General features: G+C 46.9%; 12 protein-coding genes. 1 reads left to right on the top strand and 11 read right to left on the bottom strand.

Annotation, left to right across the window (positions count from 1 at the left end):
- Positions 1-63: 63 nt before the first annotated feature.
- Both NQ502_RS11435 and NQ502_RS11430 read right to left on the bottom strand, forming a co-directional pair.
- Positions 64-723: a GIY-YIG nuclease family protein gene (locus tag NQ502_RS11435; protein ID WP_028528592.1), complete on the bottom strand. Its 660-nt coding sequence runs from the start codon at positions 721-723 to the stop codon at positions 64-66.
- Between the two features lie 24 nt (positions 724-747).
- Positions 748-1,641, bottom strand: a complete 894-nt coding sequence (locus NQ502_RS11430) for a Fic family protein (RefSeq protein WP_028528593.1) — start codon at positions 1,639-1,641, stop codon at positions 748-750.
- 270 nt (positions 1,642-1,911) lie between these two features.
- Here NQ502_RS11430 and NQ502_RS11425 point away from each other — a divergent pair, with 270 nt between their 5' ends.
- Complete coding sequence (locus NQ502_RS11425; protein WP_260046437.1) at positions 1,912-3,660, top strand: IS1182 family transposase; 1,749 nt, start codon at positions 1,912-1,914, stop codon at positions 3,658-3,660.
- 394 nt (positions 3,661-4,054) lie between these two features.
- Here the strand turns inward: NQ502_RS11425 and NQ502_RS19420 are convergent, their stop codons facing one another.
- From NQ502_RS19420 to NQ502_RS11390, 9 genes are all read right to left on the bottom strand, one after another.
- Entirely contained in the window at positions 4,055-4,252 is a 198-nt protein-coding gene (locus NQ502_RS19420; RefSeq protein WP_327240938.1) for a hypothetical protein, read from the bottom strand.
- 19 nt (positions 4,253-4,271) lie between these two features.
- Positions 4,272-5,363 (bottom strand): SEC-C metal-binding domain-containing protein, encoded by a 1,092-nt coding sequence (locus tag NQ502_RS11415; protein WP_028528495.1) that lies wholly within the window; start codon positions 5,361-5,363, stop codon positions 4,272-4,274.
- A 282-nt stretch (positions 5,364-5,645) separates the two neighbouring features.
- The gene (locus NQ502_RS19515) at positions 5,646-6,149 is read right to left on the bottom strand and encodes a transposase (RefSeq protein ID WP_341349408.1); all 504 of its coding nucleotides are present in this window, start codon (positions 6,147-6,149) and stop codon (positions 5,646-5,648) included.
- On the bottom strand, positions 6,146-6,853 hold the full coding sequence (locus NQ502_RS19510) for a hypothetical protein (protein WP_341349407.1): 708 nt from the start codon (positions 6,851-6,853) through the stop codon (positions 6,146-6,148). Before NQ502_RS19510 ends, NQ502_RS19515 begins: the two co-directional genes overlap by 4 nt.
- A 49-nt stretch (positions 6,854-6,902) precedes the next feature.
- A complete protein-coding gene (locus tag NQ502_RS19505; protein WP_341349406.1) occupies positions 6,903-7,265 on the bottom strand; it encodes a transposase in 363 nt (120 codons plus the stop codon).
- A gap of 212 nt (positions 7,266-7,477) precedes the next feature.
- The gene (locus tag NQ502_RS11405) at positions 7,478-8,317 is read right to left on the bottom strand and encodes a sugar phosphate isomerase/epimerase family protein (protein WP_028528494.1); all 840 of its coding nucleotides are present in this window, start codon (positions 8,315-8,317) and stop codon (positions 7,478-7,480) included.
- 158 nt (positions 8,318-8,475) lie between these two features.
- The gene (locus NQ502_RS11400; RefSeq protein ID WP_028528493.1) at positions 8,476-9,507 is read right to left on the bottom strand and encodes a LacI family DNA-binding transcriptional regulator; all 1,032 of its coding nucleotides are present in this window, start codon (positions 9,505-9,507) and stop codon (positions 8,476-8,478) included.
- A 77-nt stretch (positions 9,508-9,584) separates the two neighbouring features.
- Positions 9,585-9,857 carry a cysteine-rich small domain-containing protein gene (locus NQ502_RS11395; protein WP_044983213.1) on the bottom strand — a complete coding sequence of 91 codons (273 nt, stop codon included), beginning with the start codon at positions 9,855-9,857 and terminating at the stop codon, positions 9,585-9,587.
- Positions 9,858-10,162: 305 nt separating this feature from the next.
- Positions 10,163-15,622 (bottom strand): leucine-rich repeat domain-containing protein, encoded by a 5,460-nt coding sequence (locus NQ502_RS11390; protein ID WP_028528492.1) that lies wholly within the window; start codon positions 15,620-15,622, stop codon positions 10,163-10,165.
- Positions 15,623-15,640: the final 18 nt, after the last annotated feature.

Genomic DNA, 15,640 nt, shown 5'->3' with positions numbered 1-15,640 from the left:
CTCCTTCCATTTCTCTTATGTTCTGATAATAAAAAATTATCGGAACATCTATTGTAAAAAAAATTAAAATCCCATCCGTAAACGGATATCATTCAGCCATTCGCCTTTATATTTAAAAAACCTTGGTCCTGCAATAGAATATTTCTTTCCTGATATCAATTTTGCAGCAGCTGTTAACGACATCTCTTGTCCCTGATATTCTACTTTTCTATCACTAACAACCGTACATTTTATGTTCGGATCATCATAGTATTCTATTTGCTCCCCCACTCCAATCTGGCATTTTTCAAAAGAAAAATTCTCTGCTTTTTCATGGCTTTCGGTATCTATTTCCTGTGCTATTTTTTCCTCTTCAGCCTCTGTTGCATTCGGCATAATCAAACTCAATTTTTCTTTACAATCATGAATTTCCGCCATCGCTTCTAATATTGCATATGCCTCTTCCGGTTTCATAGCATAAAATTCCCGAACCCGCTTCTGCCCATTAAAATCATCTATTGAGCGCAAGTCTGGATTTAACTTATCGATAATCGAATGCAATTTCAGATCCGATAGTCTGGAATTCACTTCATATGTTGCATATACCCTAAATGCAAACGGAATGCATTCACTTCGATTTAATTGTTTCAACCGTTTCTCTATATCGTCTGCATATCCTATTTTCACATAATCCGGAAAAGAAGGGTTTGTCAAAATGTATATTACACCTTTTTTATCACTCATATCTTACTCGCTCCTTAAAACCAACTATTCCTGCAACATTGCAAGATACCCATCCAATCGTTCCTTCAAATATCCTGCAAACAACTTCTCCATCGCCCCTAGATTATGCTTCCCATGATATTCATCAAAGGCATTATAATACGCAATCCGATCCGTAAATTTAATATCAATCAGCGGATACCCTGCTTTCATCAATTCCAAATTCACGAGCAAACGTCCCGTGCGGCCGTTTCCGTCGATGAAAGGATGTATACCCTCAAATTCAATGTGGAATCTCGCCAGTTTCGGAATAATATGCTCCGTACTCTTATGATATTGTTCCAATAATTTTTCCATCTGTGGTTGTATCATATAAGGCTGCACCGGCTCATGCTTCGCCCCCATGATTCTCACCGGAACTCTACGGTATACACCTCTATCTTCCTTTTTATCCGCCAGCACCAAATAGTGGATTTGTTTAATAATGCTCTCGGAAATCGGAACATTATCCTTTACCAAATCTCTCACAAAGTCAAATGCTTCTTTGTGTCCAACCGCTTCCATATGATCTTTTAAAGGTTTCTTATCAATCGTCAGTCCCCGTAAAACCATATCCGTTTCTCTCAAAGTCAGGGTATTTCCTTCAATCGCATTGGAGTTATATGTATACTCAACAACAAATTCCTCTGTAAGCCGTTCTATTTCCCCTTGTGTCAGCGGCCTTTTGGAATCTAATTCTCTTTTCTTATTATCTATAATCGTCAATAGACTTTCTGCCGTCTTGTAACGTCCGTCCTCCGGTTTCTTTGCAGTTTCCGGAATTTTCCAGCTGCGTCCGTCTCGAATTACGCCCGGAATTTTCCCTTCGGAACATAACATACGAACTCGCCGGTCGGATAAATTCCATTTTTCCGCCGCTTCTTTTACACTAATATACATAATTTGACACCTCTTCAAATATCAATTCCCTTCTCTTTGAGTCATATTATATCTTATGAACGGAATAATGGCAACGCTATCGGAATAATATTCTACACTTATCGGAATATTATTTAAAAACAAAGTAAAGGGGCAATCGGGAAATAGATAGTTCCGGAAACAGGGGCACATAACTCATGCGAGTTATGTGCCCCTGTAAATTTTAAAAAGAGAAAAGAGACGGCTAACGATAACCATCTCCCCTCCGTTACATGTTATAATGTAACTACCATGAGATTATATTATAACGAATTTTTCGACTTAGGGCAACAGAAAATTCAGTTCAGCCTGTATCAGTTAGGTTTACCGTCGGGCGATCCCGTCCATACCCTAAAAAAAGTCCTGGAGGAATTAAATTACGAGAGCCTGCTGGCTCAGTATTCGACAAAAGGGAGAAGAGGCTATAACCCTATCATGATATTTGCCGTACTTATCTATGCCAACATGCGCGGTGTGCGGGCAGTTGACCGGATTGTTGAGTTATGCCAGAGAGATCTGGCTTTCATCTGGCTGACAAAGGGAGGGAAACCAGGGCGTGATGTTTTTTATGACTTCATCAAGGACAGGCTGACCGGACAGGTCCTGGAGGATCTGCACTATCAGTTTATCCGCCGCTTACAGAAGGAAGGCCTGATCACACTCGAAGCACTGTTCATCGACGGCACGAAGATCAAAGCGAATGCAAACCGCTATACATTTGTCTGGCGCGGAAGCATCAACTACCATCTGGCCAGGCTTCTGGATACCATCGATGCGCTTTATAATCGGTTCAACCGCTTTCTTTCAGACAGCGGTTACGGGAAGAAGTATAAGATACCAGAAGCCCATATGTTTGTGGTCGAAGGAATGGAGCGAGTCAGAAAAGTAATAGAAGAGAACCGGAAGCGGAAGTTGACAAAACACAGCAAACTGCCAAACAACACAGTGATTGAAATTGACCGGTGTTCGCCGCTGGAGCTGCTGCAGATGCAGACAGCCCTGACAGAGGCTGCCCGGGCAGAAGGAATTACCTTCCAGAGCGGGAAAGGAAAGCATAAATCCGAAATCCAACAGCTGCATGAGGAATTGGAAGCCTGCGGGGAACGGCTCCTAACATATAAAAACAACTACGAGACCATGGGCAGTGACCGGAACAGCTATTCAAAGACGGATGTGGAAGCCACCTTCATGCGCATGAAGGATGACCACATGATGAACGGACAGCTCAAGCCAGCATATAACGTACAGATCGCAGTGGAGAATTATTTCATCATACACACTTACATAAGCAGTGACCGGACCGATTACAATACCTTGGTACCGGTACTGGAAAAACATAAGGCGGCCTTTTGTAAATACCCGGAGGAAGCCACGGCAGACAGTGGCTACTGCAGTGAAAGGAACCTGCTGTATCTCCGGAGGCATGGGATCAGGAGCTATATAAAACTGCAGACACATGAAAAAAGGAAGACGCGTGCCTACAAAGAGGATATCGGGAAGTATTACAACATGATGTATATGGTGGAGGACGACACGCATTACTACCGGTGCCACGACGGAAGACGTCTGGACCATATCCGGACGGAGCAGAGCCGGCAGGAAGGTTATATACGGCAGACGGAAATCTATGGATGTGAGGACTGCGGAGGCTGTGAACACAAAGCCCGGTGCCTGTACAGATATGATGGAAAACGGGATAAAGACAAAAACAAGGTCATGAAGATAAATGAAACGTGGGTGGAGCTGCAGGCAGATTCACACGCGAACATACAGAGTGAAAAGGGAATCCTGAACCGACAGATCCGTTCGATACAGACAGAAGGACATTTCGGAGACATCAAGGAGAACGACGGGTTCCGGAGGTTCAATTACCGCTCGGAAGAAAAGGTCTGCAGGGAGTTCATGCTGTATGCATTCGGCCGGAACATAAATAAATATCACCGGTTCCTTGAGGGGGAGATCGAGAAATACGAGGGGAAAGCGGAGCAGGGCTTGGCGTAGCAGAAGAATGCTTCAGAAACCACAGGACCTTTCTTTTGTGCGCTTTAAAACAGGATATGAAGAACGAACAAAAATACAGAACAGCACCCCGGTGAAAAAAACAGATGCCTGAAGGCATGATTTTCACCGGGGTGCTGCTATTTTGTATCCGAGGGGCTAAAATCCGTCATTTCCCGATAGCCCCCTCATTATTTTTATAATTCTTCTACTTTCCCTATATATCCCCTCTTGGCATTCATATAAACGAACTAACAAGAATTTCTTGTAAGCTACTTCTGTTTGTAAAACTGTGCCATCGTCTCCTTGAGGTCATCACTAAATTCCTCAAGGTCATTTAACGTAATTGCCCCTTCGTTTAACAATGACAGCATATTATAAAATTGATCGGATCTACTCATTTCACACTGTACACCGCAAGCTTTCTTATCCTGACGGATTCGTTTCTCCAATGCCAAAATTTATCCGATGCATTTCCTTCCGCACTTAAAGGTTCTATGTATTCTTTATTCAATTTATCCATATAGGCTTCCTGCCACTCCAGAAGCTTTTTACGGAATAACTTCCAATCCTTTTCTGAAAATCTATTCACCATTCAAAATACCTCATACTTTTTATTTTCGCCCACAACATTTCTTGTATTTCTTACCGGAACCACATGGACACGGATCATTGGGATAAATCTTTTTTTCAACTCTTACCGGTTTATCTTTTCTGCCCTTCGGATAGATTAATGTAGTCGCAACATCTGCATTTTCATCCAAATCAACCGAAAATCCCATTTCATTTAATTGAGGCATCGCATCTCTTAGCATTTCCGCTACATGAGAACTTCCCGGCACAATGGTAGGCATACCACCGGAAAATTCTTTTCTCACCAATTCATTTGGCTTATGCCCTCTATTTTCCTTCATTCGTGTATTGTTATGGGCTTCCATCAGCAATCCTATGAAATCATCCATTTGTTTCTCGCTCTGAAATACGGTACCTGTTTCTGACATTTTCGAGATTACGTCCCCTGGAGATTCCCCCTCATAACTATTTGCCCATACCTGAAAACACCAGGTAACAGCATGTTCATATGACATATTCAATTTTTTTCTAAAAAAGGCTTCCAACTTTTTATAGGCTAATGAACTAGTCTCATACCCATTCATACAGATTTCTTCTATATGCTGCACGGAAGGAATGTAGAATTCTTTATCTCCTTGTTCTCTTAATAAACGCTCAAGCTCTCCTTCCTCTTCAAATATTGGCAAATGGATCAATATCCCTCTAGGTGAATAAATCGGATCGTCCTTTGGCCAATTTGTCAGCCCTAACTTATCCAGAGGAAAAATACAGGACTCTACAATATCTATCGGCATCTCCCACAACATATCAATCATGTCCTCTATCGTATCCTTCACCTGCAATTTATACAGTTCATATATAACCTCTACCGGAGCAACTCCATAATATTCCATGAAGAAATGCACGCATTTCATCATCCAACCTTTTTTATACTGTTCTGCTCGAAACTTCTCATCATCAATCTCTCGAAAGATTTCTTTAATTTCTTCAAAAACACAAAATCTATCGGTATCTTCCTCAAAAGAACCTAACCAGTACCTACATAGTTGCATACTGTCCACTACTTCATTTATGGAAATGTCTTGTGGTGCTTCGCAGGCTTTTCGAAACAGGTTCATTTGCTCCTTTGTCAAACAGACTAACCTGCTTCTAAGCATCTACTCTGTACAAAAGCATTCAATAATCCGTTCAATTAATGCAGCTTTCCGAAGTCCGGAGCATTTTCTCAGTTCAAAACTTCTTGCCTGGTCTAATAATTGTTCTTTCGTATATTCTTCTAAGTGCTCTCTCAACAACATATCATTTTCACCTGCTTTCTGTATTCTATTTTACCCGATTTCCATTCATAACACAATAAAATAACCCAAAGAAAAAGGTCGCATTCCTGCGGCCTTTCCTTACTCTATCCTCTATTTTTATTTCACCACATACAAAACCTTCACACAAACTCCTCTTTTGTTACATCTATATGTTTTGATGGAACGTGTCTGCCGCTTCCGTATCCCTTCTTCGCTTTGGATGTTTGTGTTGGACTCTTCCCGCAGGTCTTCCCACCTCTCATTGATCTTCATGACCTTATTCCGGTCTGGGTTTTTTTCAGCATTGTATCTATAAAGACAATCCGGTTTATGCGCACATCCGCTGCAGTCCGCACAGCCATATACTTCGACGGTCTGCGTGTAGCCTTCCTGTTCTTTGCTTTCCGTCCGAATATGCCGCAGTTCCCTCCCGTCATGGCAGATGTAATAGTGCTCATCTTCAAAAACTGTGTAGGTCATGTTGTAATACTTTCCGATGTCTTCTTTATACGCACGGGTCTTCCACTTTTCATGGTCCTGGAGTTTGATATAGCTTTTGATCCCCTTCTCTTTTAGATACAGCAGGTTCTTCTCACTGCAGTAGCCACTGTCAGCAGTCACTGCTCCCAGTGAATCCCCAAAGGCGCTCTGATGTTTTTCCAGGACAGGGACCAGTGTATTGTAGTCCGGTCATTGCTCACATAACTATGGACGATAAAATAATTCTCTACTGCGATCTGGACATTGTATGCCGGTTTTAGCTGCCCGTTCAGCATATGGTCCTCTTTCATCCGCATGAACGTTGCTTCCAGGTCCGTTTTAGAATAGCTGTTCCGGTCTGTCCCCATGTTCTCAAAGCAATCCTTGTATTTCATAAGGCGTTTGCCGCATGCTTCCAGTTCTTCGTATAGCTTCTGGATCTCCGGCTTATGCTTCCCTTTTCCATAAACGAATGCAACACCTTCTCCTTCTGCGGCCCGCTTCAGGTTCTTCTGCAATTTCAGGACCTCAAGCGGGGAACAGTTATCAATCTCAAGAATGGTATTGTTCGGAAGTTTTTTATGCTTTGTCAGTTTCCGGCGCCTGTTTTCCTCGATCACTTTCCTGACCTTTTCCACTCCCTCGACCACAAACATCCGGGCGTCTCCGATGCCGTATTTCGCCCCATATCCATTCTCAAGCAGGAAGGCATTGTACCTGGCATAAAGAGCATCTATCGTGTCCAGCAGGCCGGCAAGATGATAGTTGATGCTTCCCCGCCAGACGAACGTATATCGGTTAGCATTTGCTTCGATCTTTGTCCGATCAATATAAAGTTCTTTCAACGTGATAAGGCCTTTCTTTTCCAAGCGGCGCATAAACTGGTAATTCAATTCATCCAGGACTTCGCCCGTCAGTTTTTTCCTTTAAAGTCATAAAAAACATCTCTCTGAGGCTTCTGTGCTTTGACCAGCCGATAAAGGCAAGATCCCTCTGGCACAGTTCTACGATTCGGTCAACCGCCCTGACCCCACGCATGTTTGCATAAGTAACAACAGAATACAGCATAATTGGATTAAACCCGGTTCTTCCCTTATCTGAATAACGGGCCAGAAGGCCCGAAAAATCTAATTCCTCCATTACTTTTTTCAGGGTATAGACTGGATCATCATCGGGTAAACTCAATTCGAAGAAACTGAAGTTAATTTTCTGTTGCCCAATCTCAAAAAATTCGTTATAATAATCTTGTTTGTGCATAGTTCCATTATAACATGGAACGGGAGGAAAGATGGATGTCGTTAGCCATCTTTTTTTCTTTTAAGGCAAAAGGTTTCAGGGGAAGGTATTACTCAGCTGAGTCATACCTTCCCCTGTTTAGGACTGCTTATTTCCCGACAGCCCCATCCCTCTATAAAAACTCTATACAATTCTCTGAGACGCAATCTGTGATCAGCGCTATGCTCCGGCTGTTATGCGAAGTATTTTGCAACAAATTCCTTTGTCACTTCAGCCGCTTTCTTAATGTTCTCCTCATGATTCATTGCGTAGTACTCCGGACGGAATTCTTCGATTGTACATACGCCGTCAAATCCGATTTCATTTAAAGCTGCTGCAATTCCTGCGTGATCCACAACACCTTCACCCGGCCACAGACGTTTGTCATCGCCGCAGGATCCGATCGGCAGGTCTTCACAGTCATTTAAGTGGTATACGAAGATCTTCTTCGGGTCAGCTTTTTTCAGCGCTTCCAGGCTGGATCCCATCTCATGGAAATGGAAGGTATCCAGTGTAACACCTACGTTAGGAAGTCCCACTTCCTCAACCACATCGTATGCTGTCTGGAACTGATTCACAGAACATGTCGGCACGCCGCAGAACTCCAGAGATACGCGGATGTCCGGACCCATTTTTTCAGCTATGTAACGCAGTCTTGCTGCTGCTTCTTTCTTGATATCGCTTACGCTTTTGTCAAGTCCCACGTTGAAAGACGGAACGGCGATCAGCATCTTCATCCCGATTGCTTCACACACTTCCTTGATCCAGTCAAGGTGCCAGTCCATGGCCAGAGTCTGGAATGGATCCAGCTGATTAAAGAATTCCAGTGTATTGTAAGCCCATGGTTTGATGTTATGGTTTTTAAACCATTCTCCCAGTTCTTCCAGTGTGTGGCCTTCCTGAATGTATTTTGCGATGCAGTCATAGCGGATTTCAAAATAGTCAAATCCGTATTTCTCACACATCTCCAGGTCTGCCATCAGAGACTGTCCTTCACATTTCAGTGCAGTTGCTTCATTAAATCCAATTTTCATCTTTACATATCCTTTCTAAGAAAAATAGTGCATGTGTTCGGGCACATCTATTTGTTGAGAACATTATAGCATAATGTGTTCGGGCACACAATAGTAAATTGCCTCTAAATTTTAATTATTTTTTTGTGCATTTTTACAGTATATTCCTCTGAGCATTCTTAAATATTATACTTTGTCTTGATCACGATGTCCGTGTAATGGTATTCCTGCTTTGGAGGCTCGCCGTTGAAGAGCAGCCGGTAGAGAATCATGACCGGCTCATACCCCTGCCCTTCCGCTTCCTGTCCGATCAGCAGGTTGATGAAGCCCTTATTCAGCAGTTCATAATTTTTTCCCATCAGATCGCTGGCAACCATGACAATATCCTGCTCTCTGTGCGCTTTCTTCAGACACTGGCAGACGCCCACCTCGCCATAGCACGTCATGTAAACCCCGCCCAGATCAGGATGCCTCCGCAGAATCCCCTCCATCAGCTCTTCCGCCCTCTCATCATTTTCTTCACAGTAAACGGTGTCCAGCAGCTGAATCTTCGGAAACTGTTTTCTCATCACATCACGAAAGCCGCGAACACGGTTGCTGAGTGATGTATTGGACGCAAATCCTGAGATCACTGCAATCTCGCCTCCGTTTTCCCGGAAAAACTCTCCCATCAGGGCTGCCGCCGTTTTCCCGCACATGACTGCATTCTGACCGACAAAGCAAATCCTGTCCGTTCCCTCGATATCCGAATTAAACGTCACGATCGGTATCTTATATTCCCTGGAAAACAGATTAATCTTCTCCCTGATCCTCTCATCTTCCACAGGCATCATCGCGATGGCATTAACCTCCTGCCTGAGCATATCATCCATCGCCTTCAGCGTCTTTTCGGCGCTGATTCCCGTTATCTTCTGCTGTATCACACTTCCGCCGAAGTTTTCCACCTCAAGCGTCGCGGCTTCAACACCCTTCAGTGCCGCCTTTATAAACGGAGTATCCGCTGCCTGCGATATCACTCCGATTTTTATATTATTCTTGCTCATGCCGAGCGCACGTCCCAGAAGATTCGGCCTGTATCCCAGCTCATCCGCAATCTGCCGCACCTTTTCCTCCACCTCTGGCCGCACTTTTCCTCTGTTGTTCAGTACCCGGTCCACTGTTCCTCTGGATACTCCCGCCTTTTCCGCAATCTGCCTGATCGTAATTCTCATCGCTATCGTTCCTTTACCTTTCCTATGAAGGTATTATAGTTTTCTTTGGAGAAAAATGCAACCGGTTCATATTTAACTCAGCCTATGTCTCCTGTATGCCGGATCGCCGCCAGGATTTCGCTGTAACGTCCCGTGATCTTTTCATAATTCTCCCGTAAATGCGGGTACAGACATTTACTGCAGTCCTTATACCCGTTGGGAAGATACGAAAACTTCCCTCCGCAGCGATCCCCCAGCACATAAAGCGGACAATAGCAGAACAGGCAGTTGAAATTATCCCTGTCCGCCCTTTTGTGGCAGGGAAAATACTCGCATTTTTCATGTGAATAATAAGAATATTCTTTTGCCATCTTTCTTTCCTCCTTCTGGCATTAAAAAAGCGCATCCCCCGAAGAGAACACGCATCCAAAAGGATACCGCAAAACAGCCATCCCATGGAAGCGTGCTTCCGGTTCCGGCAGAAGCACCATTTTCTTCCCGCGTGTCTGACTTATCCTGATAAAAGGCTTCACAGTGACCGACTCGCCGGGATTTTCACCCAATTCCGCGTTCCATTTAGATGGATAGAAGAAAATATTTTTTCAATTGTCTTTAGGTTTTTTATTATAGCACAGGGGTGGTTCAGGTGTACATATAAAATTATCCATGATTCCATCTAATTTATCAGTATATTATAAGGAACCTCCTGGTCCCCCAGTGCAAATAACAGCCTGTAAGTTCCCGTTCCCACACCCTGCGGTACCGTAACCGTCAGTTCCTGTGTACGCTCTCCCGTCTGAATCCTATTCCCACTCACGGCCCAGATCCCGGCATCCTCATAAGCTTCTCCAGTCTTCTTCTGCACACGGACATCGATGACGGCCGAATCTGTTCCGGTGTCCGCCGCCGCATATTCCGCGGTAAATGAAAGCGTCTGGCCCGCCTGCGCCACCCGCTCTTTGTCTTTCATGCTGACAAAAAGTGCGTAAACAGGATTGTCTGTCACCTGGAAGCCGGCAGATGATGTCCTGACAGCGCCGGTTGTCTTTCCTGCATTCCAACCGCAGGGAAACAGTTCTGCCTGAATGCTGTATTCACCGGTTTCCAGACCGGCAGAGTGTTCTGTGTTCATTGACACTGTATGCGTGCCGCTGCCCTCAAGGGGAACATAGACCTTGCCTCCGCTCGGATAATATGTCTTTTCCCCGCAGATAAACGCCGCACCGACCGGAAATGCACTGCCGTTTTTGGGCGAGAGCACTGCCACAGCGCCGTCTGCAAAACGCGTATCTGAATCAGGTGAGACCGTCAGTGTAACCGCATGTTCTCCTCTGGAGAACCCGCCGATTCCAGACAGGGCAAGTCTCGCGTCGCTGTTGTTCACGGTAAAATCAGCCCCATTGGAATCTGCCCCGGTGTTGCTGCGAAGCCGCAGACTGTAATCACCGTTCGCCAATGATTCTACGGCGCCAAAATCCATGATTACCGTCAGCTGCGTTTCTCTCGTGATATTGCCTTCCGGATGACTGCTGTTCCACATTCCTGTAAAATCGATCAGCGCGATTTTTGTCTCTGTCCCTGTCGTGATATAACTATAAAAACCGTTAAGTCCAAGCAGCGTCAGCTTCGTTCCGGCAGGGAACACCGTTTTTCCCGGACTCTTTCGAAGCTCCAGCCAGAGGCCTCCGGCTGTCGTTGCGCTTCCCAGCGTAAACACTGCAGTGGCAGCACTCTTTTGAGAAATGCTCACCTCCCCCTGTGAAGTTCCTCCGTTGTATTGTCTGCCCCTCATCGTACATACTTCAGAAACCACCGATTCCTGCCAGTGGATATTAAGAGTAATCCTGGCACTGCCGGTTTCGTCCTCAAATATAAGTGTCACCTGATCAATATCAGTCTTTGCCTGGAAATCCGATACGTTGTTAAGCGTAAATTCCACAGGCGCCTGATACCGGCTGTCCGTATTCCCGATCAGGCTTGCAGAGCTGTAGCCTCCCAGATCAAACGGCTCCGTCATCAGTCCTGATGTTTTCCAGCCCTGAGACTTTACGGGCTGCATAGTCACGGAAAACTGATGGCCGGTAAGTGTACCCCCGGCAGATATAAGCCCGGTTCCGGCTTGTTCTACGCCGGTTAACCTCAGGCTGCGGCTCTCCCCTGAGGGAATGACCAGCCTGCCGGTATAACTTCCGGCCTGCGTTGCATAGAGATCTACAGTCTGGTCCGCGAGTCTGCTGGCCTTCGTAACGATCTCCACATTCAGTGCAATCTTCGCTCCCTTCTCATTTTGCAGAATGACAACGACGGTACCCAGGCTTCTGCTGACGATGATCCCGTCATTTTTATAGGTCAGATAAAACTCTATAACGGGTGTGCTGCCGCTCGTATCAGCCGACAAGGTCTGACCAATGACAGTATTTGCACCCTCCGCGCTGGCAGATGCAGCAGAAATCACCTTGCCGCCTGTCCCCATGGACAATCCAAATGTGGTCTGAGGACTATCTGATATTTTCTGTTGTTCTCCTGCCAGATCAATCTTTTCCCCCCCGGATGGTCCGTTTGTCTCGGAAGTCTTCCACGAGCCTTTCAGATTATCTTTCGCAGCATCCGCGAGGGATAATCCCGTGTCTATAGGAAGGGTGATGCTCTGGATGGTGTAAGCGCCGCTTCCCTCAGCAGGCGGCAGCTCTATGGATCCCACAGCCACGGAATAGCCATCGTCTCCAAATCCGCTTTCGTCCTTCTTAAGCGTCTGGGCGGTCAGCACCGCATAACGGTCGGCGGTGGCCTCATTCCCCTTAATCTGCCAGTATCGGTACTCCTCGTTGACATTGTGGTAGGCCAGTTCCTCATTCCCTCCCGGTGCACAAAAGCCCCCGTCTGATGAGTTTATCGTATCTGTCTTTACGCGGGCATAGGCATACGCGTCTGCCCGGTCCTCTGCTATCATATACGCATAACCCGATACTGCCCCATAATCTGCTTTTTTCGTATTCGGATTTGTGCAGGAGACCCGGAACACGATTCCGGAACCAAAAAGCACGGTATTCGGAACAGTACTAAGCCCCGCCAGGGTTACTTCCTTTCCCTCGTGGTCGACACTCTTCAGGTTCGCCGTCTCTATGGCTGCCGAATCCAGTATCACCGTGCTCCCCCCCTGAAGTACCAGACCGTTTCCAAGGCTTCCCAGTGTCTCAAGAGGTCCATGATCCCCGATACGATTCAGTGAGTAGAGTGCCGTCTGATTAGAGTTTGCCACATCTGACTCACCCGTCAGCTGTATGTGGGCGTTTTTTAACAGTACACGGTCTGCCCGCTGAATAGCGGTCAGAGTACGGGTAGCTCCCCCGATGATTCCGTTTTCATCCTTAACAGGTTTTCCATAATCTTTCAGCGTGACCAGACGGGTAGATCCCGCATCGCAGGAAGCCCCGCTTCCAAACACACCGCCGGAAATCATCATGCTGATCCCGGTTCCGCCTTCTGTGTCATACCCTGTCCCGTCAATATAGACATGAGAAGTCCCGGTTACCGTGATGGCAGAATAATCCACCGTGCTTCCGCCTCCGTAGTCGCCGCCCGCATAGACCGAACCGTCCACTGTAAGCTCAGAAAATGTAAGTTTCGGCTGCTCCCCCTGATGTGCCATGTAATACGCACATTCGCCCAGAGCCCCTCTGCCGATATGCAGATGCGTGGAACCATGAATGACTCCCTGGTAACCGCCGCCAAAGACGTTGCCGCTCACCCAGCCCCCTGTCAGGTTGACAAACACCAGATCATCCTGCCTGTCTTCTTCCGGTCCGTCATTGCTCAGCTCACTGCCGCCGTAGACATTGCCTCTCACCCAGCCTCCCGTCATATTCACCGTGGAGCCGCCGTAGACCAGCCGCTCACCCGGAATTCCAAGCGCGCCTCCATAAACTGAGCCGGTTACGGTTCCGCCGCTTAATGAGACCGAAGTTTTTCCATGTACCAGACCGTTCTCTCCGCCTCCGTAGACATTGCCCTGCACATTTCCGGCAGCCATTACAACCGAGGTGGAGCCTTCGGTCTCCGCCGTCTGACCGCCTCCATACACATTTCCCTGCACCGTACCGCCCGCAACAAGAATTTTCACCTGTGAATTTTCCTTCACGAGTGCACACTTTTCATATCCCGTTTCACTGATGCCTTTTCCTCCGCCATAGACGCTGCCTTTTATCGTGCTGTTTCCTTCCACGGTAACAACAGCCTTTCCCTCCAGATAGGCGTTCGATTTGGAATCATAAGTGACAGGCTTATCTCCTTCCCCGCTGGCATAGATATTTCCGGTGATCAGCGCGTCACCGCCGACCGTGATGTTGGCTTCGCCGGTCAGACTGCCGAACTTTTCCGGAGGCATCTCACGCTTAAATGCCGGATATGTGGCGGTTGGTCCAACACTCGAGTCCCCGCCTTTTCCTGCGGCAAAAATATTTCCCACCTCACCGCCTGTCACTGAAATATTCACGGCTGAGGTAACATCCCCAGTGCTTACGACAAATGCCGCGGATCCGGCACCATAGATATTTCCTACCTTTCCGCCCGTCACGTTAATATCCATCTGTCCGCAATAAGTGGGAATACTCACACTTCTGCCGGTCCCTGCTCCCAGGAGATTTCCTACAGTTCCTCCTGAAATGCTGATCCTTGTTTTTCCTGTGAAAAGTGAATTCCCATCGTTAAATCCCTGATTCCCCCCGGTCAGAGTCGTCACAGTTCCGCCCTGAATATCAATCTCCACATCTGCATTTTCCACAGCACCGCTGGCGCTGCCTGCTATGATAGTGCTCACAGAGGCTGTTCCGCCTATAGTAATGTATGCAGTCATCCCCTTCACATCAATTGATGGTTTACTTCTCACATATCCCACGATTCTTACGATATTGCTGCTGTAAGCGGTTATTTTCCCCACTCCCGCTGCTGCCAGATCATTCTGACCGGAACCGTAAAGATAGAAACCGGAAGCCGCATTAGATACGCTATCGCCTATCGTAATGTCATATCCATTTCCATAGATATGATTCAGGGACTGTACAGAAATCGATTCCAGGCGAAACGCTTCGTGCAGCCATAATGCATAATCACTATTTGTCTGAGCTCCAATCAGCGTACCTCCGGTAATCGTGACTGGAACCGGTCTTGTCTTAAGAAGCTCCGTTTCCCCGTTTCCCAGCTGATACGTACCGATAATAACAATTCTGTTATTATCCACCGTACCGCCCTCGGCCGAAGTCTGCAGCTTCCCTGCCGCCTCATCAAAAGTCCTGACAGGGTTCTCCTGTGTTCCAGCACCACTATCGTTTCCATTGGTCTGATCCACATAAATCTCTCTGTACTCACCGGTGCCCGCTGCGGCCTGCTGACGCACAGCAGCCGGATCCTCTGCCTGAAGCTCCGGTTTTTCACCTGCCTCCTGAGACTCCACATCCGGAAGCGGCAGTTCCCCGCTTACGGATGTCTGATCCTCCGCCTGCACCTCTTGTGATTCCTGTTCTTCCCCCTGCATTCCTGCTGCGTCTTCCGGAATCTGATATCCCGCCGCCATCGCGGCGTCGAGGAACGCCTGGTTGTTCACAGCGCAGGTCACGCTGCCTGACTGACCCGAAAAAAACAGAGATGATGGATCCTGAATCTCCTGAGGACTATCTGATTCTGTCCCGGTTTCAAACAGGTTTTGTACTGCAGTAAAGCTGGGAGCACGTTCTTTGCTGTCCCCGGAAAAAGCATAGTCACCAAAACCGGCAATGCTCTGCGGAAGCACCAGCTCACCGGACAACTCTCCCAGGCCATAGAAAAGGTACGCGCCGATATATGTAATGCCCTCTTCGATGACAAGCCTGTCAATCTCTGCCGTGTACTCCCGGAAGGGCACGGTATCCGGGCTGAAATCATTCGTCTCGCCCTCACCTGATACCGTCAGCACGTTATCCGCCAGCACCGCAGTTACATTTTCACCCACCACAAAAGAAACCGGCTCATAATCTTCCGCATACGCACTCAGAAGTCCTGGATACCCGGAGCCAAATGCAAGACAAAATGTCAGCAGCACTGCCAGTGCACGGCGCCAGCCTCTTCCCTGTATGTATTTTTTTGTCTGAGTCTTTGTCCTCATGGCAACGCCTCCATTCAG

The sequence above is a fragment of the Ruminococcus gauvreauii genome (genome assembly GCF_025151995.1).
Lineage (GTDB): Bacteria > Bacillota > Clostridia > Lachnospirales > Lachnospiraceae > Ruminococcus_G > Ruminococcus_G gauvreauii.
Note: the sequence above shows the minus strand (reverse complement) of the source record. Positions and strands in the feature narration are given on the sequence as shown.

Excerpts from the sequence above, each read along its gene's own strand:
- NQ502_RS11435 (WP_028528592.1), bottom strand. The coding sequence starts at position 723 with ATGAGTGATAAAAAAGGTGTAATATACATTTTGACAAACCCTTCTTTT.
- NQ502_RS11430 (WP_028528593.1), bottom strand. The coding sequence starts at position 1,641 with ATGTATATTAGTGTAAAAGAAGCGGCGGAAAAATGGAATTTATCCGAC.
- NQ502_RS11425 (WP_260046437.1), top strand. The coding sequence starts at position 1,912 with ATGAGATTATATTATAACGAATTTTTCGACTTAGGGCAACAGAAAATT.
- NQ502_RS19420 (WP_327240938.1), bottom strand. The coding sequence starts at position 4,252 with ATGGTGAATAGATTTTCAGAAAAGGATTGGAAGTTATTCCGTAAAAAG.
- NQ502_RS19505 (WP_341349406.1), bottom strand. The coding sequence starts at position 7,265 with ATGCACAAACAAGATTATTATAACGAATTTTTTGAGATTGGGCAACAG.
- NQ502_RS11405 (WP_028528494.1), bottom strand. The coding sequence starts at position 8,317 with ATGAAAATTGGATTTAATGAAGCAACTGCACTGAAATGTGAAGGACAG.
- NQ502_RS11400 (WP_028528493.1), bottom strand. The coding sequence starts at position 9,507 with ATGAGAATTACGATCAGGCAGATTGCGGAAAAGGCGGGAGTATCCAGA.
- NQ502_RS11395 (WP_044983213.1), bottom strand. The coding sequence starts at position 9,857 with ATGGCAAAAGAATATTCTTATTATTCACATGAAAAATGCGAGTATTTT.
- NQ502_RS11390 (WP_028528492.1), bottom strand. The coding sequence starts at position 15,622 with ATGAGGACAAAGACTCAGACAAAAAAATACATACAGGGAAGAGGCTGG.